Consider the following 20,034-nt stretch of genomic DNA (forward strand, 5'->3'; position numbering starts at 1 on the left):
GCGGATTCGCTTTTTAGCGATTGCATTGAATTGGCGGTTAGAATGCAGTTCTCCAGACATTTGAATCGGGACATCAACGATAACCGCAAGAGCGGTCCTTATGTCCGTAATGCGCTTGCTTTCGCTCTCGCAGCATCGACACTGTTCTCGACAGCGCAGGCGCAGGCAGCAAATTCGTTGCTGGAGCTGTTTCAGCAGCGCCGCCAGCAGCAAGCCCAACCTCCTGTGCAGGCTGCACCAGTGGCTCCCGAACGGCGTGCCGCGAAGCCTGTTTCAGTGCCGAGGGCAGCCGTGCCGCCAGCGCAGCGTGTCACGGTCAAAGGTCCACAAATCTACAATTACAAGCCGGACGCTCTGATAAAGGTCGATTTTTCGGCTGTTGATATGCAGGTGACGGCTGCAGTTGATCCGGCTCACGTCGATCCTTTGACGTCAGGCATGTCGCCGATTGGCCGTTCGAAAAAGGTTGACGAAACCCAGGGCGAACGCGCTTTTGATGCGGCAACGGATTATCTCAAAACCGTCGATGTCAAAGCTGAAAAGCAGGTCGCCGAAGCGATCGTCAGTTTCTATTCAGAAAAGCGCACATTCCTTTGGTCATCAGATAACAAGGCGCTCGATAAAGCACGGAACGTTGCAGCTTTCTTCGCGCAGGCTGACGATGACGGTCTGAACCCTGAAGAATATGCTGTCGCTATACCGGGTGATCATTTTGATGAAGCAGAGCTGACGGAACGCCAGCAGAAGCTTGCTGACTTTGAAATCCGCATGTCTGCGCGCGCTCTGCGTTATGCAATTGATGCTGGCGAGGGCCGTGTTGTTGCCGACAGGTTGAGTGGGTTCCATGATCTGCCACGTGGTCGCGTTGATCCAAAGGCTGTGCTGGCGCGGCTCGCATCCGAAAGCGATCCGGTCGCTTATCTTAAGAGTTTCCAGCCCAACAATGAGGCTTACGCTTCATTGAAACGCGAACTGGCACAGACCGAAGCGCCAGCAGGTGAACCTATCCGAATTTCGCTCGATAAGGCGATCCGCCCCGGCGACACCAACGATCAGCTGGGCAAAGTCGTGGCGTTGATTACGCGACATGCGCCTGCCAGCTATCTCGAACAGCATCGCAATGTGCTGCAGGCCCATGCGGATGCCAGCATCTATGATCCAGAGTTGGCGGTAGCCATCAAAGATTATCAGAAGCTTTCCGGCAGCACGCCGGATGGCATCATCGGCAAGAACACGATTGCAGCACTTCAGGGCGAACAGGATTCGGTCAAACGTGATCGTATTCTCTATTCGATGGAGCGTCTGCGCTGGCTGCCACACGATTTTGGTTCGCGCTATGTGATGGTCAACCAGCCATCCTATCGGGCTGAATATTTCGAACACGGCAAAGAAAAGCTGGCGATGAATGTGGTCATTGGTTCGCCAACGCATCAGACCTATTTCTTCTATAACAAGGTCCAGACGGTTGTTTTCAATCCGTCCTGGGGCGTGCCTCGCTCGATTATCCTGAACGAAATGCTCCCCAAGGTCATGCGCGATACGAGCTATCTCGATCGTAATGGCTATGAAGTCTATGTTGGCGGCAAGAAGGTTTCGGCAAGCGCTGTAAACTGGAGCGCAGTTGCTGCCGGTAAAGCCCATGTTGGCATCCGCCAGAAGCCGAGCCTTGATAACGCCTTGGGTGAATTGAAGATTCTGTTCCCCAATGCCCATGATATCTACATGCACGATACCCCGGCGAAATCCTATTTCAGTCGTGACATGCGTGCGCTGAGCCATGGCTGTATTCGTCTGGAGCGTCCACGCGATATGGCAGCAGCCGTTTTGGGTAAGCCGGTCGAAGAGCTGGGCAAATATTTCGGCAAGGACGAACGCGGCCTCAAAGTCGCCAATCCTGTTCCGGTTTACATTGCCTATTTCACAGCCTGGCCGGATGCGAACGGCAATGTTCGTTTCTTCAACGACATTTACGACCGTGATTCAGGCTTGCAGAAAGCGTTCGATAAAACGGCGGAATCTCGATTGGCCGCTCTTTGAGCGGTCAATTCTTATCCGGCTATCTATAGGTAAATCGTTGCAAGGATGGTGGGCGCGACAGGGATTGAACCTGTGCCCCCTCGCTTGTGAAGCGAGTGCTTTCCCGCTTCTGCCAAATAAGATGAGAGCTAAAGAAATTAGATAAAGCGCCGATCTGATTGAATCAGATCGGCGCTTTATTTGTTCGCTATAGATATTTTAGTTCTGAATGTAACAAGCTTTTCCCTGACCACGCGCAGGATCACCGAAACTACGGTTGTCACAGCGAACGCCATCACGGAATACGCGTTCTACGAAACGTCCCTTGGCTCCGTAACGTACGACCTTACGGCCATAAAAATCGCAGAATCCTTTTTCTTTCGCGCATTGCTTCCAGTCACCGCGACCTCGATCATCGCGCCTGTTGTCACGCCAGTCGTTGCGGCGGTCATCGCGCCAATCGTTGCGGCGATCATCACGCCGGTCTTCATAACGATCACGGACAACAAAAGAGCAGCTTTTTCGTGCGCCAGGCGCTGGGTCACCAAAAACCTGGTTGGAGCAACGCACATTCGGCCCGTCGATGAACTGAGACGTTCCGCGACCGTTTGCGCCGTAGATGACTTCGGTCGGATACGGAAGCCTGCAGGTTTCGTTTTCACCAGCACAGCGCTGCAATTGTGCTGCTTCCGCTGGCGCGGGAGAAAATGCGTATAAAGATGCAACGAAGGCTGACATGCCTGCGATGAGGCTGATTTTATTAGACAGAAGAGCTGTCATGGCTAACACCATTGTTTGAATGTCTGATGCGTTCTTATAGAATTTAGTTCTTGAATATAGAATGAACGGCGACCCGCATTTCAACTGGTCGAATTTCATGCGCGTACGGCTAATTGAATGCAAATCGTGTAAAAATTCCAGTTAGATAGTTCCCTTTTTGTGTTGAATCCGCAAGAGTGCGGTCTGATGTTTCCCGTCAGCAAGGTCGTAAGAAAATGCATGGTGAATACAAGGTCCACGGTGGTAAGCTGGTCGTTATTGATCTGGAAGTTCAGGATAACAAGCTGAGCCAGGTTCAGGTTGCAGGCGACTTTTTTCTCGAACCGGCTGAAGCCCTCGACGACATTCGCGATGCACTGAACGGCTTGCCAGCAACCGCCTCGGCCGAGGAGATTGCGGATGCTGTCCGTAAGGGACTTCGTCCTGATGCATTCATGATCGGTTTTAGCCCGGAAGCTGTGGCAATTGCTGTTCGTCGCGCGCTCGGCGTTGCTCGTACGTGGCGCGACTATGAATGGCAGATTATCGATATTCCGCCTCTTACGCCGACAATGCATCTGGCTCTGGACGAAGTTCTGGCACGTGAAGTGGCCGCAGGACGCCGTGCACCGACTTTGCGTTTCTGGGAGTGGGAACGTCCGTCGATCATCATTGGCGCGTTTCAGTCGCTGCGCAATGAAGTGGATATGGACGCAACCAGGGAATTGGGTGTGGAAACCGTGCGTCGCGTAACGGGTGGCGGTGCCATGTTTGTAGAGCCGGGCAACTCGATTACCTATTCGCTCTATGCGCCAGGCGATCTGGTCCGCGATATGAGCTTTGCCGATTCCTATGCATTCCTCGATGAATGGGTTCTGAAATCGCTGAATTCGCTTGGAATTGACGCATTCTATAAACCGCTTAACGATATTTCGAGCTCAAAGGGCAAGATCGGCGGAGCAGCCCAGAAGCGGTATTCCGGCGGCACCGTTCTGCATCATGTCACCATGGCTTATGATATGGACGCCGAGAAAATGGTGAAAGTTCTGCGCATTGGGCGAGAAAAACTTTCAGATAAGGGTACGGCCAGTGCTGTCAAGCGCGTTGACCCTGTGCGCAGCCAGACCGGCTTGCCGCGCCGCGAAGTCATTGATCGCATGACGGAAATGTTCGTATCATTGAACGGTGGCGTGAGCGGATCAATCACACCAGAGGAGTTTGCTGCAGCCGAGCAACTCGCTGAGGAAAAATTCGCTACTGAGAAGTGGTTGCATCACATTCCTTAAGCGAAGAATGGCCGCAACTGTCATTGCGCCACGTGACAGCGCGGGCAAGCCATGCGATAGGGAGGCCAAGTTATCACAAGGCCTCCCACGCACATGATCCGCATCGACAATATCAGCAAGTCCAACAGCCACCGTATTCTCTTTATCGAAACTTCCGCCGCATTGAACCGTGGTGAGAAAATTGGCCTTGTCGGACCGAATGGCGCTGGCAAGACAACGCTTTTCCGTATGATTACCGGCGAAGAGTTGCCTGATGAAGGTCAGGTCACAGTCGAGAAAGGCGTAACGATCGGCTATTTCAACCAGAATGTTGGTGAAATGGGTGGGCGCTCGGCTGTTGCGGAAGTGATGGATGGGGCAGGCCCTGTCAGTGTTGTGGCCGCAGAGTTGCGTGAACTGGAAGCCGCGATGTGCGATCCTGATCGTCTCGACGAGATGGATGCAATTATTGAGCGCTATGGCGAAGTTCAGGCGCGCTATGAAGAGCTCGATGGCTACGGACTGGATGGTCGTGCCCGCGAAGTGCTTGCAGGTCTGAGTTTTAGTCAGGAAATGATGGACGGCGACGTCGGTAAATTGTCCGGCGGCTGGAAGATGCGTGTGGCTCTCGCCCGTATTCTTCTGATGCGTCCCGATGTTATGCTTCTCGATGAACCGAGCAACCATCTCGATCTCGAAAGCCTTATCTGGCTTGAAGCATTTCTCAAGAATTATGACGGTGCTCTGCTCATGACCTCGCATGACCGCGAGTTCATGAACCGTATTGTCACCAAGATCATCGAAATTGATGGTGGCTCGCTCAATTCCTACAACGGCGATTATGGTTTCTATGAAGGTCAGCGGGCGCTTAATGAAAAGCAGCAGCAGGCCCAATTTGAGCGCCAACAGGCAATGCTGGCCAAGGAAATAAAATTCATTGAACGGTTCAAGGCACGCGCGTCCCATGCCTCACAGGTGCAGAGCCGTGTAAAGAAGCTTGAGAAAATCGACCGGGTTGAGCCGCCACGTCGCCGTCAGACCGTTGCCTTTGATTTTGCTCCGGCGCCGCGTTCAGGAGAAGATGTGGTCAGCCTCAAGGGCGTCAACAAGGCCTATGGAAGCCGCTCGATCTATGATGGTCTGGACTTTATGGTCCGCCGTCGTGAACGCTGGTGCATCATGGGTGTAAATGGCGCAGGAAAATCGACGCTGCTTAAGCTCGTCACAGGAGCGACCGAGCCAGATCAGGGCATCGTAAACCTCGGTGCCAGCGTGAAGCTTGGCTATTTCGCGCAGCACGCGATGGATATTCTGGATGGCGACAGCACCATTCTTGAATGGCTGGAACAGCGTTTTCCAAAAGCAGGGCAGGCACCGCTTCGTGCATTGGCTGGCTGTTTTGGTTTCTCAGGCGATGATATCGAAAAGAAGTGTCGCGTGCTTTCCGGCGGCGAGAAAGCCCGGCTGGTTATGGCGGCAATGCTGTTTGATCCACCGAACTTCCTCGTGCTTGATGAGCCGACGAACCATCTGGATCTAGATACTAAGGAAATGCTTATCAAGGCACTTTCATCCTATGAAGGTACGATGCTTTTCGTATCGCATGATCGTCGTTTTCTTGCGGCACTGTCCAATCGTGTACTGGAACTTACGCCAGATGGCATTCAGCAATATGGCGGCGGCTACACCGAATATGTTGAGAGCACCGGCCAGGAAGCACCGGGTCTGCATGTGGGATAAGGAAAAGGCGGGAAATTCCCGCCTTTTTTGCCCCATGTTTAGCGGTAAACAATACCACCATCGGTAAGGATCGCCTGTCCGGTGATGTAGTCTGAATCTGGGCTCGAGAGGAATGATACCAGCGAGGCAACATCTTCTGGCGTCTGAGCACGGCCAAGCGCGATGCCTTCGACATATTTCTTATAGGTTTCGCCCTTTGGCGCGCCGGTCAACTCCGAGAAACGTTCATCGATTTCGACCCACATGTCTGTCCCGACGATGCCAGGGCAATAAGCATTCACCGTGATGCCAGAGCTTGCATATTCCTTCGCAGCGGCCTGTGTGAGCGCGCGAACGGCAAACTTGGTAGCCGAATAAACACCCAGCATCGCAAATCCATCATGGCCCGCAATCGATGAGGCATTAATGATCTTGCCCTTATGTCCGCGCGCTTTGAATTTGGCTGCCGCTGCCTGAATGCCCCACAGAACGCCTTCGATATTGATTTTCAGGATACGGTCAACTTCTTCCGGCTTAACATCGGAAATCGGCTGAACCTGTGCGATACCGGCATTGTTGACGATGACATCAAATCCACCCAGTTCCTTCTCGGTATGGTCGATTGCAGCATAAACATCATCGCGTTTGCTGACATCGGCGGAGAAGGTGGATGCCTTGCGCCCAAGCGCTTCAACTTCTTTTTTAACGGCTTCGAGCTTGTCTGCTTTCAGGTCGACCAGTGCAATATCAAAGCCATCCTTGGCGAGACGGAGAGCGATGCCGCGTCCAATACCCTGTGCTGCACCTGTTACCAATGCAACCTTAGCTGTGTTTGACATGATGTATCCTTTTCTGCTGTTAAGCGGGGGAGGTATTTATGCAGTCATAAACGGCTGTAAATCGTGAAACTGTCACCGCCCAATGACGTTAATAAGACAATTAGAGACAACTAACGCTGTCCTCATTGATCGTGATCAAGTGTCCTCTGAATTGCGATCAAGCTATCGATTTTGCTTCTTAATGTTCACGTTAATCTATATACTGGACGAAGAATATCAACTTTAGGCCTGACATGACCGTCCTTCCAAAATCTACTATTCCAAACATTTCCGGCAAGCTGCACCGTCGCCGTTTTTTGCTTCTTTCCGCAGCAATACTCTTCGGACTATCGTTGCCTGCTGGTCTTCATGCTGAAGAGAAGGGCACGTTGCGGATTGCGCTTGCCACGAGCATATCCAATCAGGCTGCTGAAATAGCTGCCGCTGAAGCAAAAGAGCAGGGATTAAACGTGGAGCTGGTGGAGTTCAGCGACTGGAACACACCCAATACCGCCGTAGCGGACAAGACGGTCGATGCCAATCTCTTTCAGCATATTCCCTATTTGAACTACACAAACTCGAACACAGGCAATGGGCTTGTCCCAGTTGCACCGGCGTTCAGCACACCTTTCGGGCTATATTCCAAAAAATACTCAAAGCTCGAGGATCTCCCCGATAATGCCCAGATCGTCTTCTCAGGAGATGTGATTAACACGGCGCGCTCTTTGCTTCTTTTGCAACAGGCGGGCTTTCTGGAACTCAAGCCCGGTACAGATCAACGCGCCAGCCTTGAGGATGTATTGACCTGGAAGAAACCGCTTAAGATCGTGCTGCTTGACGGTCCGCAGATTGCGCGATCGTTGGATGATGTGGATGCTGCTGCAACTTATCCAACATTTGCCAAACTCGCTGGATTGGAAGCATCATCAGGGCTGATTTTCGAAAATGAGCCGATCTATGCGTTTCAATTCGTGACACGACCTGAACTGCGTGATGATCCTCGTCTGAGACAGTTTATTGAGATTTATCAAAACTCACCTGCGGTGAAGGCCAAGCTCCATGAGCTTTATGGCGATATGGTTTCCTTCCCGCGTTAGGTTTGGGGAGGACCAATAATCCCGCGATGGAGGCACACAAACAGAACACGCGGATTTTCATGGTTATTTTGCCAAATAGACCATTGAAGCAATGACGTGGTTCAGCTAGAAACGGCTGGATCGAGGCTTAAGCCTCCCGGCAATGCACCCGTAGCTCAGCTGGATAGAGTGCTGCCCTCCGAAGGCAGAGGTCACAGGTTCGAATCCTGTCGGGTGCGCCATAAAATCAATAACTTAATATTGAAAATAGCATAGGCCTGGGGTTTGAATGAACCTGGAAGTTTAAGGCAGATGCCGCATTAAGCGTGCGAGGCGTGAAGAATCGCGCCGGTTTCAGCAGTTCATCACTGTAATTTCAGATTCCAGCGTCGTTAGTCGTTAAATACGAGAACTGTCGCCTTGTCTCGTAACAAGACTCACGATCTATTACGCCAAGATTATATAGGAAAAGGCGATATGGCTCAGAAAAGTGCAATTAAAGCTCCAACTATTATGGTTGCCGCAGGAGTAGTATTCTTAATCGGTGGCTTTTATCTTCAGTTTAGTGCATCGGGTGTTTCTTCGGCTGATCAGTTGCGCTGTGAGCAGAACGTCAAAAATATATATAAGGACAGTGCCGAGGCCCAAAAAACACTCATTCCGACATGCGCTGAGCCGGGAGTTGTTGCCATGATGGATGCACAGGCAAACGGATCAGGTGCATTCGATGCGGCAGCAGCAATAGCTTCAGCCAATCAGTCTGAAGTTGGTTCAGGCGCTTTGGGTTATGGGCTTATGGGCGTGGGCATAGCCCTTCTGGTTTCCGGGCTCTTTGGCCTGTCTCGCGCGAGGAAGCTTAGCTAATAGCTGACAACGAATGCCAGCTGCACTTGAAGCTGGCATTCAATCGCTGACAGTCAGGCAATGGCGGTATCCGCAAAACGGGTTTCCGCCTTGGTCCCAATGTGCTTAAAGAAGGCGCAAATTTTTTACTGGAGCTAAAAGTGCGTTCTTTCGGCAAAGCAGTCATAGCCAGTGCAATTGCTATTTTGATGGTTTCTCCGGCACTTGCGGATGCAAAGACGGATTCGCTTCAACTCAGGAAATCTGTAGTTGAAGGGCTGTTCACCTATATTGAACTGGGTGAGAATTCCGATGGGCGCTCGAAAGCGCTCGGCATTGCGATGGAAGAGAAGGTGCAGGTACCTGTCGCCAAAGCGCAGTCCGAATGGCAGGAAATCGCTAAAAATAGCTCCGATGCAGCGGCATATGAGACGTATAAGATGTGCGATACGGCTGCCAGTTCGCTTCAGAATATCGTGAAAATCATCGCTGGCTATATCAAAAGCGACAGCACTCAGGAGCCGGAATACGACACCGCTCTGACCAAATTGGGTGCTGATCTTACCGAGTGCGAGAAGGCGCTCGATGTGCAGCTGACCTTCTAATTCATTGATAGAATGCATATTTGGTGGCGGCGCTCAAATGCGAACGCCGCCATTCAGAGAATTACTTCAGGTCAGCAAGAATATCGTCATAGACCTTGCAGGCGCTCTCAGGATCAGTCGTGAGCTGCGACTGCGCACCAGAAAGCTTCTGTGCAACTTCGGATGCCTTCTGTGGGTCCTTGGCTGCAAGTTCCTGCATCTTCGTAGAAAACTCTGTTGCCTTTGCACTTACTTCTTCAGCGGTGCAAGCGAGCGAAGGTGAAGCAGCGGCCATTACAACAGCGATTGCAAGAAGGTATGCTTTCATTGTTCGTTCCTCGTGACTATTCAAAGTTATATTAGACAATCCCGTATAGTGGTCTGAATATAAAAGGGAAATACGCCGTAATTCACATAGTATGTGCAGTTTTAATAATATTCTCGCGATAATCTATCGGGGTGCCTTCTGAGGGTAGGTGGTGGTTATTCAGCTATGTCATTGTCCATGAGAATTAGAGTAAATCTAAAAATTTCAAAATAATTGTCGATACTCGTCTATTCAGCTTTGTTTCGTTTTTAATATCTGACTTTTACGCTTATTGAGCATCTATTAATTGAGCGTATGAGGAGATGATATGCGTCATATTCCAACAGCTATTGCCGGTTTTATTGGCTTAGCTATTTTGAGCGTCATTCTGGGATCCTGGTATACTATCGACGAAGGTGAGCGCGGTGTTATTCTCCGTTATGGAGCGGTTGCTGGTGTCGCCCAGCCAGGACTTGGCTTCAAGATTCCTTTGATCGACTCTGTAATTCGGGTTTCGGTGCAGTCCAAGGCCGCAATTTATAACGGCATGGAAGCCTATAGCCGGGATCAGCAGCCCGCGACGATGAACCTTTCGGTAAACTACCGCATTCCGCCAGATCGTGTGGAAGAAGTCTATGCCACTTATGGCGGTGAAGACGGGCTCCTGTCTCGTCTGGTCGAGCGTCGCGTGTTTGAAGAAAGTAAAACAGTTTTTGGGCGCTTTGCTGCCGTGACAGCTATTCAGGAGCGCAGTCGGCTCAATCAAGAGATCGCCGACGCAATCCAGAAAAGCGTGAGTGGTCCAGTCATTATCGACAGCGTGCAGATCGAAAATATTGATTTTTCTGACTCATATGAAGCAAGCATCGAGCAGCGTATGCTGGCCGAAGTGGAGGTTCAGCGACTTCGCCAGAATGCTGAACGCGAAAAAGTACAGGCAGAAATTACCGTTACACAGGCCAATGCGCAGGCAGATGCGCGGCGTGCTGATGCTCAGGCGCAGGCGGATTCCGTGCGTTTGCAAGCACAGGCTGACGCAGAAGCCATTCGCTTGAAGGGTGATGCAGAGGCGCAGGCCATTAAGGCGCGCGGTGATGCATTGCGGGACAATCCAGGTCTGGTCTCTCTCACACAGGCTGAGCGGTGGAATGGTCAGTTGCCAACGACCATGCTGCCAAACGGCTCCATCCCTATGCTGAACATTACGCAGGAATAATTCAGTATTTAATACATTGGCGGGTCGAATGGTCCGCCATTTTTTTGGACATAAGCCAAGAGGAACGCGCGAAGCGAAAGCTCCGCGTTTACATTATCTAACTAAAATATATGATTGATAATAAACGAAACTTCGTTTCCAAACACTCTTCCCTCTAGAGAAGAATGGCGCGAGTGACGGGGCTCGAACCCGCGACCTCCGGCGTGACAGGCCGGCACTCTAACCAACTGAGCTACACCCGCGCATTGTTCTGATGTTTTTCAATCAGGAACGCTGCTCATGTATTCGGGAAGTGGAGCAGCGTCAATCGTTTCTATGCGTAAGACCATAAAAAAATTCGGATAATTCTAATTTAGACCCGCATTTGTGGAAAACGTCTGAAATCCGCTCCCTCTGAAGGGGGGTAAATGTCCATCCGGGCGGGATTTTAGACGAAAGCGGCACCCTAAAGTGTGTGCCGCTCAAATGAGATTCGCTGTTACTTGATGGATTCGCCGGTCTTGGGATCGATTTTGATTTCGACCTTCGCACCATTTTTCATGAAATATTCGATTTCATAGTAGCCGCGATCATTCCAATCGACTTCATCGATATATTGCACATCGGCAGTCTGTTCGATCTTGGCAATAATTTCAGAGAGCTTTGCACCCTCAGGAGCGGCGGCGAAAGCGCCAGCGGAGGTTGCCGTAAGAATAATGGCTGCGAGCATAGTGCGCATGAAGAACTCCCTTTGATTGTTACAACCCTCTAGGTAAGGCTACAAAACTGCTAATCAAGGTCGCGCTACGCTGGCTCTCTTATTGCCACGAGCCAAAGTGTGTCTGCAAAAAGCAGCCAAACACGAGGAAGGCCAATATGGCCAGGGCGATCAAGAGTATTTTCATTTTCTGATCATCCGCATTGTTCAGATCACATACAAGAAAACTGTATGTGATCTGAACCTGTCAGATTGACCGGTTTGAGTGAATGATTTCGATCAACGGTTACGATTATCGACCGAAAATGCGCCTGCGCCGGTCGCTACGAGTGTCAGGAATACGAAGCAGAAGAGAATGGCGGCATCGCCACCATTGGCGACAGGGAAGAAGCTCTTCGGGAAGTGTGCCATGAAATAGGCAAAGGCCATATGGCCAGAAAGAATGAAGGCGACGGGACGAGTGAACCAGCCCAGGAAAATCAACGCGCCACCGACGATTTCAAGCAAGGCCGATGCGAGCTGAATCGCAGACAGGCTGTCGGGGCCAGCGATTGGAAAGCCGAACGCCTTTTGCGTACCGTGCTCAAAATAGAGCAGTGCGGTCACAATACGCAGGATGCCAATGGCATAGGGTTGATATTTATTGAGCGAGCTTGGTTCTGCCATCAGTTTCTCCAAATATGAGTTTTAAATTCAACAAACTCATGAAGCCAGAAATGCGGAAAAATGCAAGCAGTTGCTAATTTATATTCTACGCAAACCTATCTAGTCGATTTTTCAAATTTGACGTTTGAAACAGCATTTATGTCAGTCGGGATTCAAGCGTCAAATTCAATCCACTAGCGACAGCGCGATTGCCCGAGTTTCACCTCAAACTGACGCGGCCCGACCACTCCATTTTTCATGGGCTTGGAGACAATAGTAGCTCTGAGAGAACACGGCCCGGCAATGATCTGATACTGGTCCTCTTTTTGATAGATCACTTTGCTTATCGGATGTTGCGGAAGCGCGGTTGCAGCCGCTTCAATGACAGCGGTAAGTTCTTTCGCGCGTTGATAGTTTGGGGCAAGTGCTGCTTGTGAACTGGTCGTGACGAGAAGCAGGGAGAGGGTGCTGAGAGCCAATTTCAGTCGCGCCATAGTGTTTTCCGTCCGTAACAGCCTGAATATAAATGGAGCGGGTAGCGGGAATCGAACCCGCGCATTCAGCTTGGGAAGCTAGCAGGCTACCATTACATCATACCCGCCCGGTATTGATCCATCCTAGCAAGAGACACGGTAGCGCGCCAGTGTTGTTAAAAGTATCAGCATGCTCACCGCAATTTTATTGTCATCCGGTCCAATCATTAATGGACGTAAGAAGATTTCATTGCCGTTCCCATTGATATCCGTAAATCTGTCGCCATTTGCGGTACTCAATATTTCAAATCGGAATGTCCAACAGGTACCTATGGCCACATCTTCCAAGCGCCGAGCATTGCTGATCGTCAATCCAAAAGCCCGCAACGGCAAAGGGTTTAATGCCGACATGCGCGGCATACTCGAGCGCGGTGGCATCTCTCTTATTGAGAAGACGGCGAAGGGCGATGAAACCATTTCTGATGTTATTCGCGCCAATAGAGAAGTGGATTTAGCTATTGTCGGGGGCGGCGACGGTACATTGAATGCAGCCGCACCGGGCCTCGTTGAAACGAAGGTGCCGCTGGCTATCCTGCCGCTTGGCACCGCGAATGACTTTGCTCGTACAATTGGCATTCCCGCCGATCCTACAGAAGCGACGCGGCAGCTGCTCACATATAAACAGCATCCCATCGATCTAGGTGAAGTGAACGGCCACCTCTATTTCAATGTGGCCAGTATCGGTTTTAGTGCGGAACTCGCACAGAAACTCAGCGCAGAAGCCAAGAAGAAGTGGGGTAAACTAGGTTACGCCATTGCGGCGGGCCGTATTCTGATGCGTTCGGAGTTGTTCACAGCCTATCTCGAACATGACGGGATTACGGAACAGATAAAGACGCTTCAAGTTTCGGTCGGAAATGGCAAGTTTTACGGCGGAGGCATGGCTGTCGAAAAAGATGCAGCCATAGATGATGGCAAGCTCGACTTTTACAGCCTCGAAGTCGATCATTGGTGGAAATTGTTGCGCCTGCTGCCCAGCCTGCGTCAAGGGACGCAGTCGAAATGGGATGATGTGCGCGCATTTCCGACAACAGAAGTTATCATTCGCACCAAAAAACCGAGGCCGGTGAACACTGACGGTGAGCTATCAACCTGGACGCCAGCCCACTTTCGCCTGCATCGCGAAGTGGTCAATGCTTACAGGCCATCCTCATTCTGATTAAAACATAAAAAATGGCCCGCTCGATAAAGAGCGGGCCTAATTCATGACGTTAGGTGACTGGCTCGGAGGTCATAAGAGCCGTAGATGAAACGGCTGAGACGTCTAATCGTTCCATCATCAGAAGAAAAAGTACCAGATAAACAGAACAACGATGAATGGTACGCCGAGAAGCCAAAGAATTAGTGCACGGAACATATTGTCTCTCCTTCATGTTGTAATTTCAACGATCTGGCAGAAAATTGGTTCCCATAGTGATTATGTTTGCAACGGCTTCGGCTCGACTCATTTCAGGGGATTCGCAAAAACTTTAATGATCCGTCAATAATTCAGTGACATCACTTATTTCTAAAAGATACGATCGGCCTTACGGTCATAGTTAGTGTATTGCGGGCGTGTGGCGTATGAGTTCAAACGGGTGGCGAAACCGTGCTAAAAGTGCAGAGCTATCGATGATGCGTGAAAAGCGCGGATCGACTGCGATGTTGACATTTATGGCGCTGGCCGTGGCTTTGGCGGGTTGTGCAAGCGCTCCGCAGCCGAAATCGAAGAAAAAGCACCCCAAAGAATATTTCGCGGAATCCAAATATGGCGTCAAAGCCAGCCCGCGCGTAACCAACCTTCAAGGCAAACCTCTGCCGCGTGGTGGTGGACGTAATCAGGTCGGAAAGCCTTATCAGGTCAAAGGCCGCTGGTATTACCCGAAGGAAAACAAGAATTACGCCTCAACGGGGCGCGCCTCCTGGTATGGCAGCGCTTTCCATGGGCGTCTGACCGCCAATGGCGAAATCTATGACATGACGCATCTGACGGCGGCGCATCCAACGATGCCGCTGCCGAGTTACGCGCGTGTCACCAACACGTACAATGGCAGTTCCATTATCGTTCGTGTGAATGATCGCGGGCCATTCGAGCGTGATCGCGTTATCGATCTATCGCAAAAGGCTGCTGAGTTGCTGGATTATCAGCATCATGGCACTGCTGATGTGAAGGTCGAATATGTCGGACGCGCGCCACTTGATGGCCAGGACGACGAGTATCTTATGGCATCCTACCGTCCGGGCAATGGTGATCCAATTGGGCAGCCAGCCACGGGTGTGATGATGGCTATGAACGCGCCAACGCCGACACCAGCCGGGATTGCGGCAATGCCGGTTCCACAGTCATCGCCGTTTGAGGTCAATCCGGCTTATGTTGATGGCGAGATACCTTTGCTGCCTGCAAATGTTCCGGTTCCTTCACAGCGACCAGCGGGCAGCTTCGGTGTCGCCACTGCGGCTCATATTGGCGGGCTTGGTTATGCGTCCGACCGCTTGGCAGTGTCCGCCTTTGCAGAAGAACGCACTTATGGCAGCATCCTGACTGCAAGCGCGGTTTCGAACGCATGGAAGCGCAGAAATGCGGAAGAACAGCGTGAATATGTCGAGATCGGTGTGTTCAATTCGCTGGAAGATGTGGCGAAGCTTGAAAAATCTCTGCCGCGCTCTGCGCGTGTGACTCGCACAAAAATACCGACAGAGCAGGGCGATATTTACGAGCTGACGGCTTTTGCTGAAAAAGGCAACAATGACGATTTGCTTCGTGCCGCATGGAATGCTGGTGCGACCGACGCTTTTGTCGTTCGCCCTGACTAATTTTGGCCGGAAAAGCTGCGTAGGCTCGTCGGAAGTTTAAAGCATTTGAGCCAAAAGCGTGAAGCGGTTTTGCATAGGAAAATGCTTAAAAACAAATAGATAGAGCGGTTCCAACGATTCAGTCTTAACTGGAATCGCTCTAAGCGGACGGGTGAGGCATGGGGCGTTTTTCAAACAGCGTAAAGCTTGTAGCAGCAGTTTCCGTCGCGCTTTCAATGACTGCGCCGGGCTATGCAGAGACTGTGCAGGCTGCATTCGCTACCAAGGCACCCCAAGTACTGTTGCTGGACGATAAGAGTGGCACCATTCTTCTGTCAAAAAATCCGGACATGAAGGTGCCGCCCGCATCGCTTGCCAAACTGATGGCAGCCGAAGTTGTCTTTGAAGAGCTCGCAAAAGGCCAGATAACGCTCGAAACCAGCTATCCCGTTTCTGAATATGCGTGGCGCACCGGCGGTGCGCCTTCAGGCACTTCAACGATGTTTGCCCGGATAAAATCGACTCTGACAGTAGCTGATTTGTTGCAAGGTATGATTGTACAGGCTGCCAACGATGGTGCAATCATTCTCGCAGAGGGGCTGTCAGGCAGTGAAGCGGCCTTTGCGCAAAAGATGAACGAGCGTGCAAAAGAGCTGGGACTCACCGGCTCAAACTTTGTGAACTCAACCGGATTGCCCGCGGCAGGACAAACGGTAACGCTATCCGACCTCATAAAGCTCGCACGTCATATTCACAGCGCTCATCCCGAACGTTACACCTATTACGCCCAACCGGCATTTACCTGGAACAATATCATGCAGCGCAATCGCAACCCGCTTTTGCGGCTCGGCATTGGCGCTGATGGTTTGGGAACAGGCTACACCGAAGCGTCTGGCTATGCTCTGGTAGGCTCGGCTGAGCAGAATGGTCGCAGACTGTTTCTTGCAATGAGCGGTTTGACCAGTATCAGGGAGCGTGAGGAAGAAGCGAAAAATCTCATTCAATGGGGTATGACTTCATTCGATACTGTCAGTATTTATGCGGCTAATGAAAAGGTCAGCGCTGCGCAGGTCTTTGGTGGATCAGCATCCGGCGTCCCGCTGAAAGTCAAAGATGGTGTCGAGTTGCTGCTTCCCAAGGAAGGGCGCGACAAGCTCAAAGCACGTATTTTCTACGTGGGGCCGTTAAACGCGCCTATCGAGGCCGATACACAAGTCGGGATGCTGCAATTTGAACTGAACGGCAATGTGGTTCAGCAAATACCGCTTTACACGGCGCAAGCGGTGCCTGTTGGCAGTCTCTCACAGCGAGCAATGGGGGCAGCACTTGAACTCTCCACGGGCTGGCTGAGGAAATATTTGTAAACTCTCGACCTAGCTCGCAAACGCCGTTAAACAGTTTGAAAGCCTAAACAGGCATGAACTCAATTTTGCGGAAGTCAGTGTGACCGGATTGTTCATTACATTCGAGGGTGGGGAAGGCGCGGGTAAATCGACCCAGATCGCCTTGCTGGCAGAGCATCTGCGCACTCTTGGCTTTGATCCGCTGATCACGCGCGAACCCGGTGGTTCCGCAGGTGCTGAAGCTGTGCGACATGTGATTCTAAGCGGCAATGCTGAAAGCTACGGTCCTGCCATGGAGGCACTGCTCTTCGCTGCGGCTCGTGCCGATCACGTGGATCAGCTAATCCGACCCGCATTATCCGAGGGTCGCGTTGTGCTTTGCGACCGTTTTATCGATTCAAGCCGTGCCTATCAGGGCGTGACCGGAAATCTGGATGCTACTTATATGGCAGCCATCGAGCGTATTGCTATCGACGGCGCAATGCCCGACCTGACAATCATTCTTGATATTCCTGCGGAAAAAGGTCTTTCACGCGCAGTCAAGCGTCGCGGCGCTGATGTGGCCGATCGTTTCGAGAAAGAAGCGATTGCCGTGCATGAAGCGCGTCGTCAGGCGTTTCTTGCAATCGCGAAAGACGAGCCCGATCGCTGCAAGGTGGTCGATGCTGATCGATCTCAGGATGTGATATCAGCAGATATTATTGGCATTGCAGACGAGATTTTGAAGAAAAAGGGACTTCTGTGATCGAAGAGCTTGATGTCCCAAAAGCGCATGATTCTATTGAAGGTGTGGCTGAGCCTTCTGCCAGCGATTATCTCGCTGGCCATGGCGAAATAGCAGCCTTCCTTGCGCAAGCCTATCGTGAAGGCCGTATGCATCATGCACTGCTTTTTGAGGGAGAGCAGGGTATCGGCAAGGCAACATTGGCCTTTCATCTGGCAGGCCATATGCTGGGCCATGCAGATCAGGCGCTTGCCCCTGAAACTATCGGCGTGCCTGATTTCAGCAAGCCGCTCTGGCGACAGATCGCGGGTGGTATGCATCCCGCCGTGCTGCATATTAACCGGCCTTTCGATCAGAAAACCGGCAAGTTCAAAACCGGCATTCCTGTCGAGGAAATTCGCCGCGTCACCCATTTCTTGACCCGCACCGCATCGGATGGCGCATGGCGTATTGTCATTGTCGATCCAGCCGACGACATGAACCGCAACGCAGCCAATGCGCTTCTCAAAACTCTGGAAGAGCCACCGGCACGCGCGATGTTTATTCTTATTTCGCATTCGTCGGGACGGCTTCTGCCAACCATCCGTTCGCGCTGCCAGAGCATCCAGTTTAAGCCGCTCGAAGATGATGCGCTGACCGATGCGCTTGCACATATTGGATCGAGTGTCGGGCTTGATGCGGATAACATCACTCAATCACTTCTGGCACGCTCCGAAGGCAGTGTTCGCAAGGCGTTGCTTCTGGTAGCCCATGGCGGTCTGGAGATATCGGATACTGTCGATGCAATCTTGCAAGGACAGACTTTTGATCTTCCAAAGGCTCAAGCACTCTCAGGCGTCCTGAACGGCCGGGAGGCCGAAGTCCAATATGAACTGTTCCGCGATTATCTTATGAGCCGGATCGCGGACGAGGCTCGACGCTATGCAGATTCGGGCCGGTTGCGGGAAGCCGATCAATGGTCGCGCTACTGGAGTGAATTGACGCGCGAAATTTCGAACGCCGAGACCTATAATCTCGACCGGAAACAGGCTGTTATGATCCTTTTAGAAAAAACGCATCGCGCTTTTCGATCTGGCATGCCTCCGCTTACGTGACATGGTGCTTCACTTGCGTTATGTCACCGCTAACGTTTTTTAAACATCACACTTGAAGAAGCCGGATTTCTGATGAGCCGCGAAAAATTCTATATCACCACCGCAATCGCTTACCCAAATGGCAAGCCGCATATCGGTCATGCTTATGAATTAATTGCGACTGATGCCATGGCGCGTTTCCAGCGTCTGGATGGCAAGGATGTTCACTTCCTGACCGGCTCGGACGAACACGGCATCAAGATGTTGCAGAGCGCACGCAAGGAAGGCATCACGCCGCGTGAACTCGCAGATCGCAACACAGCTGCTTTCCAGCGCATGGGCGAGTTTCTGAACAGCTCGCACGATGATTATATCCGCACCTCGGAAGAGCGCCATTATAAGGCCAGTCAGGCAATCTGGCAGGCAATGTCGGCCAATGGCGATATTTATAAGGGCGGTTATGCGGGCTGGTATTCGGTGCGCGATGAAGCCTATTACGGCGAGGAAGAAACTGAAGTGCGTGGCGACAATGTTCGCTACGGTCCACAGGGCACACCTGTTGAATGGGTTGAAGAAGAAAGCTATTTCTTCCGTCTGTCCAATTATCAGGACAAGCTACTTGAACTCTATGAAAACAATCCCGGCTTCATCATGCCTGCCGAGCGTCGCAATGAGATTGTGAGCTTCGTAAAGTCTGGCCTGAAGGATCTGTCGATTTCGCGCACGACATTCGACTGGGGCATTCCTGTTCCCGGCGATGAAAAGCACGTCATGTATGTCTGGGTCGATGCGCTGACCAACTATATCACTGCACTCGGCTATCCGGACACGACGAGCGACAAGTGGGCTTACTGGCCGGCGGATGCGCATATCATCGGCAAGGATATTTCGCGTTTCCACGCGGTCTACTGGCCAGCATTCCTGATGTCGGCGGGCGTTCCGCTGCCAAAGCGCGTATTTGCACATGGCTTCCTGTTCAATCGCGGTGAAAAAATGTCGAAGTCGCTCGGCAATGTCATCGATCCGTTTGAACTGGTCGAGCGCTACGGTCTTGACCAGCTGCGTTACTTCCTTATGCGTGAAGTGCCGTTTGGTCAGGATGGCAGCTACAGCCACGATGCAATCGTCAACCGCACCAATGCCGATCTTGCTAACGATCTTGGCAACCTCGCACAGCGTTCGCTGTCGATGATTGCAAAGAACTGCGAAGGCAAAGTTCCGGTTCCGGGTGCATTCTCTGATGCCGACAAGGCCATTCTCGATCAGGCTGATGCAGCATTGGAAACCGCGCGTAAGGCGGTCGGCGATCAGGCATTGCACATCGCGCTCGGCGGCATTTTTGCGGTTGTTGCGGAAGCAAACCGCTACTTTGCAGGGCAAGAACCTTGGGCACTGCGCAAGACCGATCTGGAACGCATGGGTACTGTGCTTTATGTGACGGCAGAAGTGATCCGTCGCGTCGGTATCATGGTGCAGCCTTTTATTCCGCAGTCGGCAGAAAAGTTGCTCGATACTCTGGCAATTCCGGCAGATCAGCGTCAGTTCTCTGATGTGAGCGCGCATCCGCTTGTCGGTGGTGCAGAACTGCCAGCGCCGCAGCCGGTTTTCCCGCGCTATGTGGAACCAGAAGAACAGAACTGAGCC

General features: G+C 51.7%; 19 protein-coding genes and 3 tRNA genes. 14 read left to right on the forward strand and 8 right to left on the reverse strand.

Annotation, left to right across the window (positions count from 1 at the left end):
• Window positions 1-42 precede the first annotated feature (42 nt).
• A complete protein-coding gene (locus C9380_RS05920; RefSeq protein ID WP_105705966.1) occupies window positions 43-2,037 on the forward strand; it encodes a L,D-transpeptidase family protein in 1,995 nt (664 codons plus the stop codon).
• A gap of 198 nt (window positions 2,038-2,235) precedes the next feature.
• On the opposite strand, the gene C9380_RS05925 is transcribed toward C9380_RS05920, so the two are convergent.
• Window positions 2,236-2,796: a hypothetical protein gene (locus C9380_RS05925; protein ID WP_247877550.1), complete on the reverse strand. Its 561-nt coding sequence runs from the start codon at window positions 2,794-2,796 to the stop codon at window positions 2,236-2,238.
• A 215-nt stretch (window positions 2,797-3,011) separates the two neighbouring features.
• Here C9380_RS05925 and lplAB point away from each other — a divergent pair, with 215 nt between their 5' ends.
• Both lplAB and C9380_RS05935 read left to right on the forward strand, forming a co-directional pair.
• Window positions 3,012-4,061, forward strand: a complete 1,050-nt coding sequence (gene lplAB / locus C9380_RS05930) for a lipoate-protein ligase LplAB (RefSeq protein ID WP_024898858.1) — start codon at window positions 3,012-3,014, stop codon at window positions 4,059-4,061.
• A 93-nt stretch (window positions 4,062-4,154) separates the two neighbouring features.
• On the forward strand, window positions 4,155-5,780 hold the full coding sequence (locus C9380_RS05935; protein ID WP_024898857.1) for an ABC-F family ATP-binding cassette domain-containing protein: 1,626 nt from the start codon (window positions 4,155-4,157) through the stop codon (window positions 5,778-5,780).
• Between the two features lie 38 nt (window positions 5,781-5,818).
• Here the strand turns inward: C9380_RS05935 and C9380_RS05940 are convergent, their stop codons facing one another.
• On the reverse strand, window positions 5,819-6,598 hold the full coding sequence (locus C9380_RS05940) for an acetoin reductase (RefSeq protein WP_100559050.1): 780 nt from the start codon (window positions 6,596-6,598) through the stop codon (window positions 5,819-5,821).
• A 233-nt stretch (window positions 6,599-6,831) separates the two neighbouring features.
• Here C9380_RS05940 and C9380_RS05945 point away from each other — a divergent pair, with 233 nt between their 5' ends.
• The 4 genes from C9380_RS05945 (at window position 6,832) to C9380_RS05960 (ending at window position 9,101) form a co-directional block, all read left to right on the forward strand.
• The gene (locus tag C9380_RS05945; protein ID WP_128093198.1) at window positions 6,832-7,674 is read left to right on the forward strand and encodes a MetQ/NlpA family ABC transporter substrate-binding protein; all 843 of its coding nucleotides are present in this window, start codon (window positions 6,832-6,834) and stop codon (window positions 7,672-7,674) included.
• A 144-nt stretch (window positions 7,675-7,818) separates the two neighbouring features.
• Window positions 7,819-7,895, forward strand: a tRNA-Arg gene (locus tag C9380_RS05950).
• 178 nt (window positions 7,896-8,073) lie between these two features.
• Window positions 8,074-8,517: a hypothetical protein gene (locus C9380_RS05955; protein WP_247877549.1), complete on the forward strand. Its 444-nt coding sequence runs from the start codon at window positions 8,074-8,076 to the stop codon at window positions 8,515-8,517.
• 140 nt (window positions 8,518-8,657) lie between these two features.
• On the forward strand, window positions 8,658-9,101 hold the full coding sequence (locus C9380_RS05960; protein WP_024898749.1) for a hypothetical protein: 444 nt from the start codon (window positions 8,658-8,660) through the stop codon (window positions 9,099-9,101).
• Window positions 9,102-9,162: 61 nt separating this feature from the next.
• Here the strand turns inward: C9380_RS05960 and C9380_RS05965 are convergent, their stop codons facing one another.
• Window positions 9,163-9,408 (reverse strand): hypothetical protein, encoded by a 246-nt coding sequence (locus tag C9380_RS05965; RefSeq protein WP_024898748.1) that lies wholly within the window; start codon window positions 9,406-9,408, stop codon window positions 9,163-9,165.
• Window positions 9,409-9,715: 307 nt separating this feature from the next.
• Here C9380_RS05965 and C9380_RS05970 point away from each other — a divergent pair, with 307 nt between their 5' ends.
• Window positions 9,716-10,603 carry a prohibitin family protein gene (locus tag C9380_RS05970; RefSeq protein ID WP_024898747.1) on the forward strand — a complete coding sequence of 296 codons (888 nt, stop codon included), beginning with the start codon at window positions 9,716-9,718 and terminating at the stop codon, window positions 10,601-10,603.
• A 165-nt stretch (window positions 10,604-10,768) separates the two neighbouring features.
• Here C9380_RS05970 and C9380_RS05975 read toward each other — a convergent pair.
• From C9380_RS05975 to C9380_RS05995, 5 genes are all read right to left on the reverse strand, one after another.
• Window positions 10,769-10,845 (reverse strand) — tRNA-Asp (locus C9380_RS05975).
• 236 nt (window positions 10,846-11,081) lie between these two features.
• On the reverse strand, window positions 11,082-11,321 hold the full coding sequence (locus C9380_RS05980; protein WP_024898746.1) for a PepSY domain-containing protein: 240 nt from the start codon (window positions 11,319-11,321) through the stop codon (window positions 11,082-11,084).
• A 258-nt stretch (window positions 11,322-11,579) separates the two neighbouring features.
• Window positions 11,580-11,966: a DoxX family protein gene (locus C9380_RS05985; RefSeq protein WP_024898745.1), complete on the reverse strand. Its 387-nt coding sequence runs from the start codon at window positions 11,964-11,966 to the stop codon at window positions 11,580-11,582.
• 173 nt (window positions 11,967-12,139) lie between these two features.
• Window positions 12,140-12,439, reverse strand: a complete 300-nt coding sequence (locus C9380_RS05990; protein WP_128093199.1) for a hypothetical protein — start codon at window positions 12,437-12,439, stop codon at window positions 12,140-12,142.
• 33 nt (window positions 12,440-12,472) lie between these two features.
• Window positions 12,473-12,546, reverse strand: a tRNA-Gly gene (locus C9380_RS05995).
• Between the two features lie 203 nt (window positions 12,547-12,749).
• Between C9380_RS05995 and C9380_RS06000 the strand changes: the two genes are divergently transcribed.
• The 6 genes from C9380_RS06000 (at window position 12,750) to metG (ending at window position 20,031) form a co-directional block, all read left to right on the forward strand.
• The gene (locus tag C9380_RS06000; RefSeq protein WP_100559044.1) at window positions 12,750-13,637 is read left to right on the forward strand and encodes a lipid kinase; all 888 of its coding nucleotides are present in this window, start codon (window positions 12,750-12,752) and stop codon (window positions 13,635-13,637) included.
• A gap of 452 nt (window positions 13,638-14,089) precedes the next feature.
• The gene (locus C9380_RS06005; RefSeq protein ID WP_210249741.1) at window positions 14,090-15,271 is read left to right on the forward strand and encodes a septal ring lytic transglycosylase RlpA family protein; all 1,182 of its coding nucleotides are present in this window, start codon (window positions 14,090-14,092) and stop codon (window positions 15,269-15,271) included.
• 215 nt (window positions 15,272-15,486) lie between these two features.
• The gene (locus C9380_RS06010) at window positions 15,487-16,614 is read left to right on the forward strand and encodes a D-alanyl-D-alanine carboxypeptidase family protein (protein WP_247877561.1); all 1,128 of its coding nucleotides are present in this window, start codon (window positions 15,487-15,489) and stop codon (window positions 16,612-16,614) included.
• 79 nt (window positions 16,615-16,693) lie between these two features.
• A complete protein-coding gene (gene tmk, locus C9380_RS06015; RefSeq protein WP_128093202.1) occupies window positions 16,694-17,338 on the forward strand; it encodes a dTMP kinase in 645 nt (214 codons plus the stop codon).
• Window positions 17,335-18,411 carry a DNA polymerase III subunit delta' gene (locus tag C9380_RS06020; RefSeq protein WP_128093203.1) on the forward strand — a complete coding sequence of 359 codons (1,077 nt, stop codon included), beginning with the start codon at window positions 17,335-17,337 and terminating at the stop codon, window positions 18,409-18,411. Before tmk ends, C9380_RS06020 begins: the two co-directional genes overlap by 4 nt.
• A gap of 72 nt (window positions 18,412-18,483) precedes the next feature.
• The gene (metG, locus tag C9380_RS06025) at window positions 18,484-20,031 is read left to right on the forward strand and encodes a methionine--tRNA ligase (protein ID WP_128093204.1); all 1,548 of its coding nucleotides are present in this window, start codon (window positions 18,484-18,486) and stop codon (window positions 20,029-20,031) included.
• The last annotated feature ends 3 nt before the right edge of the window (window positions 20,032-20,034 follow it).

The organism is Brucella pituitosa, from assembly GCF_003049685.1.
Lineage (GTDB): Bacteria > Pseudomonadota > Alphaproteobacteria > Rhizobiales > Rhizobiaceae > Brucella > Brucella pituitosa.